10 protein-coding genes are annotated in these 11,136 nt (G+C 60.8%); 3 read left to right on the forward strand and 7 right to left on the reverse strand.

Going from position 1 to position 11,136, the window contains the following annotated elements:
- Positions 1–40: 40 nt before the first annotated feature.
- Positions 41–2,293, reverse strand: a complete 2,253-nt coding sequence (locus BW967_RS07885; protein ID WP_076484510.1) for a transglycosylase domain-containing protein — start codon at positions 2,291–2,293, stop codon at positions 41–43.
- 258 nt (positions 2,294–2,551) lie between these two features.
- Here BW967_RS07885 and BW967_RS07890 point away from each other — a divergent pair, with 258 nt between their 5' ends.
- Positions 2,552–2,890: a P-II family nitrogen regulator gene (locus tag BW967_RS07890; protein ID WP_076484511.1), complete on the forward strand. Its 339-nt coding sequence runs from the start codon at positions 2,552–2,554 to the stop codon at positions 2,888–2,890.
- Positions 2,891–2,914: 24 nt separating this feature from the next.
- Positions 2,915–4,264: an ammonium transporter gene (locus BW967_RS07895; protein ID WP_076484512.1), complete on the forward strand. Its 1,350-nt coding sequence runs from the start codon at positions 2,915–2,917 to the stop codon at positions 4,262–4,264.
- 76 nt (positions 4,265–4,340) lie between these two features.
- Here the strand turns inward: BW967_RS07895 and BW967_RS07900 are convergent, their stop codons facing one another.
- The 6 genes from BW967_RS07900 to smpB form a co-directional block, all read right to left on the reverse strand.
- Positions 4,341–5,870 (reverse strand): DHA2 family efflux MFS transporter permease subunit, encoded by a 1,530-nt coding sequence (locus BW967_RS07900; protein WP_076484513.1) that lies wholly within the window; start codon positions 5,868–5,870, stop codon positions 4,341–4,343.
- A 3-nt stretch (positions 5,871–5,873) separates the two neighbouring features.
- Positions 5,874–6,962 (reverse strand): HlyD family secretion protein, encoded by a 1,089-nt coding sequence (locus BW967_RS07905; protein ID WP_076484514.1) that lies wholly within the window; start codon positions 6,960–6,962, stop codon positions 5,874–5,876.
- Positions 6,952–7,410: a MarR family winged helix-turn-helix transcriptional regulator gene (locus BW967_RS07910; protein WP_076484515.1), complete on the reverse strand. Its 459-nt coding sequence runs from the start codon at positions 7,408–7,410 to the stop codon at positions 6,952–6,954. Before BW967_RS07910 ends, BW967_RS07905 begins: the two co-directional genes overlap by 11 nt.
- Positions 7,411–7,530: 120 nt before the next feature.
- Positions 7,531–8,712 (reverse strand): amino acid aminotransferase, encoded by a 1,182-nt coding sequence (locus BW967_RS07915; RefSeq protein ID WP_076484516.1) that lies wholly within the window; start codon positions 8,710–8,712, stop codon positions 7,531–7,533.
- Positions 8,712–9,569: a 3-mercaptopyruvate sulfurtransferase gene (gene sseA / locus BW967_RS07920; RefSeq protein WP_076484517.1), complete on the reverse strand. Its 858-nt coding sequence runs from the start codon at positions 9,567–9,569 to the stop codon at positions 8,712–8,714. Before sseA ends, BW967_RS07915 begins: the two co-directional genes overlap by 1 nt.
- A 63-nt stretch (positions 9,570–9,632) precedes the next feature.
- Entirely contained in the window at positions 9,633–10,106 is a 474-nt protein-coding gene (smpB, locus tag BW967_RS07925) for an SsrA-binding protein SmpB (protein ID WP_076484518.1), read from the reverse strand.
- 103 nt (positions 10,107–10,209) lie between these two features.
- On the opposite strand from smpB, the gene BW967_RS07930 reads away from it, so the two are divergent.
- Complete coding sequence (locus BW967_RS07930) at positions 10,210–10,650, forward strand: ion channel (protein ID WP_076484519.1); 441 nt, start codon at positions 10,210–10,212, stop codon at positions 10,648–10,650.
- Positions 10,651–11,136 lie beyond the last annotated feature (486 nt).

Consider the following 11,136-nt stretch of genomic DNA (forward strand, 5'->3'; position numbering starts at 1 on the left):
GAATTGAAAACGCGGCCCCGGTGAGGGCCGCGTTTTGTCTTTAGTAAAGCTGGCGCAAGAGCGAGTCGATCGCTTCGCCAAGGCTTTGCGGGCGCTGTGGTTCGGGCGCAGGTCCGCCGGGGCGGATCAATTGGCCATTGACCACCGGCACGCCGCCTTCGGGGATCGGGTCGCCCGAAGACCAAACCTGCCCCGGATAGGCGTTGGAGCCCGCATAAGGGTCGGGCTGGCCGCGCCATTCGGCAGGGTCGGCCATCGGCAGCGGGGTCACAGGCTGCCCCGCTTCCACCCGTGTCATCACTGCGTGCCAAATATCGGCGGGAAGCCCGCCGCCCGTCACGCCAGTGAGCGGCTTGTTATTGTCATAGCCCATCCAGACGCCCGCCACATAATCGGCGGTAAAGCCAATGAACCACGCATCCCGCGCGGCTTGGGTGGTGCCGGTTTTGCCTGCCGCCTCGCGCCCCTCAAGCTTCGCGCGCTGCCCGGTGCCTTGCTCGACCCCTTGGTGCATCATCCAGATCAACTCGCGCGCGGCTTTTTCCGAAATCACCCGCTCACCCATGCCACCGCCGGCGCCAAAGAGCGGTTCTTTATCGCCGCGCAGGCGCAGGTCAGTGAGCCCATAGGGTCGGACCGAGGAGCCGCCATTCAAAATGCCCGCGAAAGCCCCGGTCATTTCCAGCAGCGTCGATTCAGACACGCCCAGCACCACGGCAGGGCCTTCGGCGAGTTTCGAGGCAAAGCCAAAATCGGTGGCCGCGCGGCGCACCGCGTCAAAGCCCACGGCTTGGCCCACGCGCACGGTGGCGGTGTTGATGGATTTGGCAAGCGCCATCCAGAGCGGGATCGGCCCCAAATAGCCGCCACCATAGTTTTTCGGCGTCCATGGCCCAGAGCCGGGCACCGAAATCGTCAACGGTGCGTCTTCCACAATCGTGTCGGGCGTCCAGCCCATGTCGAGCGCCACCGCATAGACGAACGGTTTGAAGGTGGAGCCGGTTTGGCGGCGCGCTTGCGTGGCGCGGTTGAATGCGCCCGAGACTTTGGAGGCGCGCCCGCCCACCATCGCGCGCACCGCGCCATCGGCAGACATCACCACAATCGCCGCTTCCGCGGTGGACCCTGCGCGGACCTTGGTTTCAAAGATCTCTTTAAGCGCTTCTTCCGCGGCGGTCTGGATGCGTTGGTCGAGCGTCGTGCGAATGACCACATCTTCCGTTGTGTCTTTCGACAAAAAGTCCGGAATGCTGTCCATCACCCAATCGGCAAAATAGCCGCCCGCGCGCGCTTGCGCGGCTTCCGAAAGCGTGGCCGGATTGGCGCGGGCTTTTTGCCATTCTGCATCGGTCAAGAACCCTTGGTCATGCATTAGGGCCAGCACCATGCCTGCCCGCTCTTGCGAGCGTTTGAGGTTTGTTGTCGGCGCATAGGTTGAAGGCGCTTTCAAAAGCCCGGCCAGCATCGCGGCCTGTTGCGCATTCACATTGGCCGCCGAAATCCCGAAATAGCGCTGTGCGGCAGCTTCAAAGCCGCGTGCCCCCGCGCCAAGATAGGCGCGGTTGAGGTAGATCGTCAGGATCTCATCCTTGGAGTATTTGACCTCCATCGCCAGCGCATAGGGGATTTCCTTGATCTTGCGGGTGATCCCGCCCGAGCGGCAGTCGTTTTCGTACTCGGCTTCGGTCTTCCACTGCTTTTGGTCATAAGGCACACCAAGACAGAGTAGCTTGGCGACCTGTTGGGTGATGGTGGAGCCACCGTTGCCCGAGAGCGGGCCACGCCCTTCGGATAGGTTGATTTTGATCGCCGAGGCGATGCCGCGTGGTGAAACGCCGAAATGGCGATAGAAGCGCCGGTCCTCGGTGGCGACGACCGCGTTTTTCAAAAAGGGCGAGACGCTGCCAGCCGTGGTTTGCCCGCCAAAGGTTTCACCGCGCCAAGCAAAGACCTTGCCGTTTTCGTCGAGCAATGTGACCGAGCCTCGGTTGCGGCCATCCAAAAGCGCGGTGTAGTCGGGCAATTGCGCGTAGAAGTAAAAAGTCGCAAGGCCAAGGATCAACACCACCACTGCGCCCGAACGCCAGGTGAACCCCCAAATAATCCGCCAGATCAGGCTGAAGAGGCCGAGAATAAAGCCAGAAATCGGGCCGCGAGGGCGCGGGCTACGCGGTTTGCGCGGCGGCTTCGCCTTCCGGGTTGGGGCGGATTTCGCCTTCGGTTTCGCTGCCGCTTTCGAAGGGTATCGCTTGTCTGCCACCAGCGGCCCACGCCGCCCGCCTGTTCCCGCCATTGTCGTTCCATGCCCGTTGTTTCGGGCAACTTACACCGCCCGATCCGCCATTTCGAGCCACAAGCTTTCACGATTCGGTTTTTAGAAAGCTTAAATATTGTGCGCTGCGCACAAATTGTGCGTTTTGGGCGTTGAATCGGATTTTGCCTGCTTAGGAAACAGGCGGCCATCCTTGTGCCTGACGGCCTTCCCAAGCCTTCTACGGCAGTGCGGTGCCTCCGGGCATCGGGGAGTGCTGACAATAGGAAGGGACATCCAGTGAAACTCATCATTGCAGCAATCAAGCCGTTCAAGCTCGAGGAGGTGCGCGAAGCGCTCACCGCTATCGGCGTGCGCGGCATGATGGTGACTGAGATTAAAGGCTTCGGCGCACAGTCGGGCCACACGGAAATTTATCGCGGTGCGGAATATGCCGTGAACTTCGTGCCGAAGGTGAAGCTCGAAATCGTCGTGGCCGATGGCCTTGCCGATGAAGTTGTCGAGACGATCCTGAAAGCCGCCAAGACCGATAAAATCGGCGACGGCAAAATCTTCGTGCTCGACGTCAATCAGGCCGTGCGGGTTCGTACCGCCGAAGCCGGCGACGACGCGCTCTAAGCAAGCTCAGGGGGACCAGAGACAATGAAAAACCTTGCAAAAATTTCGGGCCTCTCGGCGGCGCTTTCCGCGCTGGCGCTGCCCGCTTTCGCTCAGGAAGCGACTGAAGTCGTTGCCGAAGTCGTCGAAGCTGCCGGCCCGATCGTTGATAAAGGCGACGTGGCGTGGATGATGACCGCGACGCTGCTCGTTCTGTTCATGATCATCCCGGGCCTTGCGCTGTTTTACGGTGGCCTCGTCCGCACGAAAAACATGCTCTCGGTGCTGATGCAAACCACGATGATCACCTCGGTGGTGATGATCGTTTGGGTGCTTTGGGGTTACTCTTTCGCCTTCGGCGGCAGCTCCTCGCCGTTCTGGGGCGGCCTTGGCAAACTCTTCTTGTCGGGCGTGAACGCGGATTCGACCGCGGCCACCTTCACCGATGGCGTCGAGATCCCGGAATATCTGTTCATCGCCTTCCAGATGACCTTCGCCGCGATCACCCCGGCCCTTTATGTGGGTGCCTTTGCTGAGCGCGTGAAATTCTCGGCCGTGATCCTGTTCACCGTGCTGTGGGTGACCGTTGTCTACTTCCCGATCGCCCACATGGTGTGGGATGGCGCTGGCCTGATCTTCAACTGGGGCGCTGTTGACTTTGCTGGCGGCACCGTTGTGCACATCAACGCTGGTATCACCGCTCTGGTCTTCGCCTTCGTCATTGGCCCGCGTCTTGGCCTTGGCAAAGAGAACATGGCCCCCCACTCGATGACGCTGACCATGGTCGGTGCGGCGATGCTGTGGGTTGGTTGGTTCGGCTTCAACGCCGGTTCGAACCTCGAAGCCACCTCGGGTGCGACCCTTGCGATGATCAACACCTTCGTCTGCACCGCCGCCGCTGTGGTGAGCTGGGCTGCCGTTGAAGCGATCTTCCGTGGCAAAGCCTCGGGTCTGGGCGCTGCTTCGGGTATGGTTGCTGGCCTCGTTGCCATCACCCCGGCTTGCGGCACCTCGGGTCCGGTTGGCTCGATCGTGCTCGGCCTTCTTGTCTCGCCGATCTGCTACTTCTTCGTGACCAAAGTGAAGTCGATGCTGAAATACGACGACAGCCTTGACGTCTTCGGCGTGCACGGCATCGGTGGTATCGTCGGCGCGATCATGACCGGCGTGCTGATGGCTCCGGCCTTCGGCGGCATCGGCGACGCGGACTTCTCGATCGCTTCGCAAGTCTTCATCCAAGCCAAAGCCGTTGTGCTGACGATCGTTTGGGCCGGCGTGGGCTCGCTGATCCTGCTCTACATCGTCAAAGCCATCACCGGCCTGCGTGTGGCTGCCGATGACGAGCGTCAAGGTCTCGACCTCACGACCCACGGCGAGAGCGCCTACCACTCGTAAGAGTAAGGTCCAAGAAAACGAAAGGCCCGGGATCATCCCGGGCCTTTTGCTTTGGTTGGTTTGCGTTCTGCCTGTATCAGTCTGCCGGTCTTGCGGTGGGCTTGCGCAGGAACAGCGCGAGAGGGATGGCGCAAAGCGTGACCCACATCATCGCCTTGAAGTCATCGACGTAAGAGATCATCGCGGCTTGGGCGTTGACCGATTGGTTGATCACGCTCCAAAACGCGCCTTCGCCGCGTGTTAGGGTGAGCGACTGCATCAGCCCGCCCAATTGCCCGCTCATCCGTGCGGCGAACTCCGGGTCGAGCAACGAGATATTCGCCACCAGTTCGGTGTGATTGATCTGCGTATTGCGGGTGAGCAGCAGCGTGACAATCGAAATCCCGATGGACGAGCCGATGTTGCGCACAAGGCTGAAAAGGGCCGTCGCATCGCCGCGATATTGCGGATCAAGCGTGGCAAAGGCCACGGTGGAAAGCGGCACGAAAACAAGCCCCAACCCAAGCCCTTGCACAAAGCCAGAGACCACGATCAGCGTTGAATCCATCTGCGGGCCAAAGCCGGTCATGATGTAGAGCGACCACGCGGTGAGCAAAAGCCCCGTCACCACCAGTTTGCGGGCATCGACGACGCGCAAGAGTTTGCCTGCTGCGATCATGGTGATCATCGTGCCCATGCCGCGTGGGGCCATCACCACGCCAGTGGTAATGATCGGATATTGGAAAATGCCCGAAAGCATCGGCGGCAGAAGGGCGAGTGACGAGAGAAGAATGATCCCGATCACGAAGATGAAGACGAGCCCGGTGACAAAGTTGCGGTCTTTGAACATGCCGGGTTCCAAGAACGGATGCTCGGTCCCCAAAATCCAGATCACGAAGACCCAAAAGCCTGAAAGCGCGATGCCAAGCTCGATCCAAATCTCGGCGGCGTTGAACCAATCCACCTCGCCGCCGCGGTCGAGCATCAGTTGCAGCGCACCGACGCCGATGGCCAAAGCCGCAAAGCCGATGAAGTCAAAACGCCGAATGCGCCGTGCCATATGCGGCAGGTAGGCGGCACAGCCGAGGAGCGCCACCGCGCCCAAAGGCACGTTGATATAAAAGACCCAGCGCCAGTTGATTGTGTCCGTCAGATATCCGCCCAAGGTGGGGCCGATGATCGGGCCGACCATGATCCCCGCGCCCCAGATCGCCATCGCTTGGCCGTGCTTTTCGCGCGGGTTGATATCGAGCAGGAAGGTTTGGCTCAGCGGCACGATGGCCGCGCCAAAAACCCCTTGGGCAAGGCGAAAGAGCACCATCGTCTCAAGGCTCCACGCGATGCCGCACAGCATTGAGGCCGCCACAAAGCCAATGATCGAGGCGATGAACACCTCTTTCCGGCCATAGCGTTCAGAGAACCAGCCCGTCAGCGGCGTGGCGATGGCTGCCGCCACGATATATGAGGTCAGAACCCAGTTGATCGTATCCGAGGAGGCGCCCAAATCGGCGCGCATCGCGGGCAGGGCCACATTGGCGATGGTGGTGTCGAGCACCTGCATGATGGTGGCCAGCATCAAGGAGGCGGTGATCAGCCCCTTGTGCGGAACCTCGGTGGGCGCGCTCATGGCTTATTCTCCGGTCGCGGCCTGCGCGGGGGTGGCTTCGAGCCCCATCACCAGCGCATCGAGATGCGTCTGCGCTTTGGTATCCACCGTGACCGAGGCTGAAAGCCCGGTGCGCAGCCCCTCAAGGTTGCTGCCGGGCACAAGGCGCAGGGTTACCGGAACACGCTGGGTCACCTTCACCCAGTTGCCGGTGGCGTTTTGCGCGGGCAGGATCGAAAATTCCGCCCCGGTGCCTGCGCCCACGGCTTCCAGCACCGCTTCATAGTCACGGCCCGGGAAGGCGTCGAATTCGATCGTGGCCTTTTGCCCGGGGGCCATGTGGCCGATTTGGGTCTCTTTGAAATTCGCCTCAATCCATGTGTCGTCGGTTTCGACGAGCGAGAAGAGAGAGGCGCCCGCGGTGACGAACTGACCGGTTTTGAAGCTGCCCGCCTTATAGACCACGCCGTCGGCGGGGGCTTTCACTGTGGTTTGGCTCAGATCATAGGCGGCTTGGTCGCGCGCCACGAGCGCGGCCTGCACGGTCGGGTGATCATCGGTTTTGACATCTGGGTTGCCGCCCAAAGCGGCCAGCGCGGCGGCCACGTTTTGCTTGGCCGCGGAAAGCGTTTCAAGCGCGGAGGAGGCATCATGGCGCGCGGCATCCAGCGCCGATTGCGTGCCTGCGCCGCGCGCGGTGATTTGCTGTTGGCGCTCAAGCTCGCTTTGCAGGTAATCGGCGTTGTCTTGCGCCACCTTTTCTTGCGCCACAGCAGCAGCCCAAGCGGCGCGCAATTGTTCGACCCCAAGCCGGGCTTGGGCAAGCGATGCTTCGGCTTGCGCAAGCGCGAGTTCATAGGGTTGCGGGTCAACGCGGAAAAGCGGTGCGCCCGCTTTCACCACCGCATTGTCAGCAATGAAGACCTCTGTCACCCGGCCCGAAAGCTGGGAGGCGACGGAAATACGGGCTTGTTGCACGGCGGCATTCTCGGTCGATTCGTAACGGCCCGAGGCAAGCCAGACCCATAGACCGCCTGCCACAAGTGCCAGCGGCAGGGCGGCCATCAGGAGTTTCTTCGGAGACTTCTTTGGGGCAACTGTTTCAGCGGTCATGGTCGGTCTCGGTCGTGTGGGAAAGGTTGGAAATGATCTGGCGCAGCGCGGCCATCAGTTGTTCGACGATGGCGGGGTCCAGCCCCGCCAGTGCATCGGCGTAAATTGTTTCGGCGATTTCTTTGGCTTGGCCGATCACCGCACGCGTCTTGTCGGTGGCATGCAGAATACGGATGCGCCGGTCATGCGGGTCGGGCTGGCGTTCGACCCAGCCGCCCTCTTGCATCCGGTCGGCAAGTCGGCTGAGCGAAATCGGTTCGATTTCCAGCAATTCAGCCAACCGCGCCTGCGGTTGGGGGCCGCCGCGCATCAGATGCACCAAGAGCCGCCATTGCGCCGAAGTCAGGCCCAATTCTGCGGCGCGTACCTCAAACCGGCGGCGCAGCAGCCGCGTTGCATCATGCATAAGAAAGCCAAGGCTTTCGGGGGGAAGTTCGCAATCGCTCATGTGGACCCTCTAAGAGATAAGCGGGTATATTATAAGCGTGCTTATGATTTCAAGGGCCGGACGCGCAAAATGCAAAGGGCGGCCCCGCAGGACCGCCCTTCTCACGCGTTTTTGTGCAGATCAGACGCCAGCGTCGATGATCGCGCGGGCCAGCAGCGGCACCGTTTTCGTGTTCAGGCCAGCGATATTGAGCCGCGAGTCGCCCACCATATAGATGGCGTTATCGACGCGCATTTTCTCAACCGCCTCCGGGCTCGCCCCAAGGCGCGAGAACATGCCACGGTGACGGGCCAAGAAGTCGAACCGATCCGAGTTCGACAGTTGGCGCAGTTCTGCGGCGAGTTGTTCGCGCAGGCCCAGCATGCCATTGCGCACCTCTTCCAGCTCGGCCATCCAGTCGGCTTTCAAGGTGGCATCGGTCAGGACCATCGTCACCAGACGCGCGCCGTGATCGGGCGCGAAAGAGTAGTTCTGGCGGTTCAGATAGGCGAGTGTGCCTTGCGTCACGTCTTTGCTGGCCGCATCGCTCAGCACCATCAGGCAGCCGGTGCGTTCGCGGTAGATGCCGAAGTTTTTCGAGCACGAGGCTGCAATCATCACCTCGGGCAGACGCGAGGCAATCAACCGGGTGCCCGCGGCATCGTCTTCAAGACCATCGCCAAAGCCCTGATAGGCAAGGTCGATCATCGGCACGGCGCCTTTGGCCTCCAAAAGGTCCGCCACTGCGCCCCATTGCTCGAGCGTCAGGTTCGCACCGGTCGGGTTGTGGCAGCAGCCGTGCAGTAGCACCACATCGCCCGCTTTCACCGCCTGAAGGTCTTCCATCATCGTGTCAAAGGCGACCGCGCGGGCGTCATTGTCGAAATAACGGTAGAGTTTGTACTCCTGCTTCATGAAAGCGAGGATCGACAGGTGGTTCGGCCACGTCGGGTTGGAGACCCAGACGGTCATATCCGGGTTCGCCATCCGCGCCAGTTCAAATGCCTGACGGCAGGCACCGGTGCCACCGACGGTGGCAAGGCAGGCCAAACGGTCGGCCGGGTAGTCCGCACCCAACACCATTTCCGCCATCGCCGCGTGGAACGCCGGTTCCCCTGCGAGTGCGGTGTAGCTTTTCGAGGTTTCGGCTTCCCAAAGCTGTTTTTCGGCGGTTTTGATCGCGCGCATCACCGGGGTCAGCCCGTCGGCGTTTTTGTACACACCAACGCCGAGATCGACCTTCTCGGGGCGCGGATCAGCCCGATACTGACCCATTAGGGCCAGGATCTTATCCGGGGCTTGAGCTTTGAGGGAATTGAACATCATGCTTCTCCGGTTGCGACCTTGAGGTCGTTAAACATGCCCCATTCGGCCCAGGCCCCGTCGTAAACGGCATGGTCGCGATGGCCGATGCGTTCGAGCGCGAAAGCCAAGAGCGCCGCATTGACGCCCGAGCCGCAGGTGGTGATGGCGGGTTTTGACAAATCCACCCCGGCGGCTTCGAAAATCGCGCGCAGCTCTTCGGGGGATTTCATCGTGCCGTTTTCAGTCAGCACCGTATCCCAAGGCACGTTTTTCGAGCCGGGGATATGGCCTTGGCGCAGACCGGGGCGCGGCTCGGGCTCAGCGCCAATGAACCGGCCATGCGCGCGTGCGTCGATAATTTCATGATCGCCCAGTTTCGAAGCATGGGCCACCTGCGTGACATCCTTCACCAGATGCGCTTGGCGTTGCACCGTGATGTGGCGGTCGCGCAGCATCGGCGGCATGTCTTCCACTTCGCGCCCTTCGGCGACCCATTTCGGAAGGCCGCCATCCAGCACGGCGACATCCACCTTGCCCATCAGCCGGAAGGTCCACCACACGCGCGGGGCGGAGAAAATGCCCTTCTGGTCATAGATCACGACCTGATGGCCATCGCCCACGCCCATCGCCCGCATCCGGGAGACGAACTTTTCAACTGGCGGGGCCATATGCGGCAGATCAGAGCGGCTATCGCAGATCTCGTCGATGTCGAAGAACCGCGCGCCCGGGATATGCGCCGCATCATAGGCGGCTTTCGCATCAATCCCCATTTGCGGCAGGAACCAAGATCCGTCGAGAATACGCAGATCGGGGTCGCGCAGATGCGTCTCCAGCCAGTCTGTGGAAACGAGCGTTTTCGGGTCGTCCAAAGCCATCGCATGCCCTCCAGTCATCGCTTCGTGCTTAGACTCGCGCGCTGATGGGGGCAAGGCCAAGCCTCAGCTGTGTTGCTTCAGAAGGCGTTGTTTTTGACGGTTCCAGTCGCGTTTCGCTTCCGTCTCGCGTTTGTCGGCAACCTTCTTGCCCTTGGCGATGCCCAGCTTCAGCTTCACCCGGCCCTTGTCGTTGAAATACATCGACAGCGGCACAAGCGTCATGCCTTCGCGCCCAATCGCTGCCCAAAGCCGCGCCAGTTCGCGTTTGGAGACAAGCAGCTTGCGGGGGCGACGTTCTTCATGACCAAAGACGCCCGCTTCCTTATAGGCCGCGATATAAGAGTTGATCAGCCACAACTCGCCATTCTCGACCGAGGCATAGCTCTCGGCGATGTTCGATTGCCCAACGCGCAGGCTTTTCACCTCAGAGCCCATCAAAACGATCCCCGTCTCAAGGTCGTCTTGAATAGCATAATGGTAACGCGCCTGCCGGTTTTCGGCGATCAGCTTGGAGTTGGGATCAGATTTCTTGGCCATGGTCTGGCTGAGATAGGCGAGCAGGGGCGTTATGTCCAGTGCGGCACCAAGGTGCTGGACAGGACGGCAGGGCCGCAGTAGCGCCGTATATAGGAGTATACAGATGGTGCTTCAGATCTTCATCGGCTCGGTCATGATTCTGGCCAATGTGCTTGCCGCAGGCTTGGCGGCCTGGATCATGGAGTGGGGCTTTTCGCGCCTTCATGGCTGGCTCTTGCGCGAGCCGCATCGCCCCAAATTGCTGATGGTGCTTTTGGTCGTATCGCTCTGGGCGATGGGGGTGGTCACCGTAGGCGTCTGGCTTTGGGCGATCTGCTTCCGGCTCTTAGGCGTGTTCCACACGATGGAGGCGGCGGTCTATTTCTCGCTCACCTCCTATACGACGCTGGGCTATGGCGATGTGATCTTGCCGAAAGACTGGCGTATTCTCGGCGCGATGACCGGGGCGGGCGGATTCCTCAACTTCGGGATTCTGGCGGCCATGCTGGTCGAAGCCTTGCGGCATGTGCGGCTGAGCCAGTTGCAGGCCTATCGGGGCAAGTGATTCCGGAAAATCGGGCTTCGGACGTGACGCTGACTCGGGATTTCGCGCCCTTCCCTAAGGTCATCTAAGGATTTTTGCGGATTGGGGAATCGCGATTCCCGTGTTGGTCGCGCCGCAACAGCAGGGTGGCGAAGTCTTGGAGCAGATTTTCGCGCGCCTCAGACCCAATGAAAAAAGGGGCTTCGGCAGGGGCGTGAAAGAAAATGCACGAAGGCGCGAAAAAAGGGGTTGCGCGCTGCGGGCAGTCTCCGTAAAAGCCCCCTCACCGAAGCGGAACACACCGCGACGGTGCGCCGGACGGGTCGCAAGGCACTGAAAGCGAACGGAAAAATGGAGATGCTGTTGGCTAGCAGCGCCGCGAGTGATTGGCGCTACTGGTTGATTTTGTTTCCTTGCTCTTTGACATTGATGGATATCTGAAGAGATATGTGGGCGGTTTGGGCGCGAATGCGACTGCGAACCGAGACATATCGGCGCTCTAGCTTC

This window comes from Rhodobacter aestuarii (assembly GCF_900156655.1).
GTDB lineage: Bacteria > Pseudomonadota > Alphaproteobacteria > Rhodobacterales > Rhodobacteraceae > Rhodobacter > Rhodobacter aestuarii.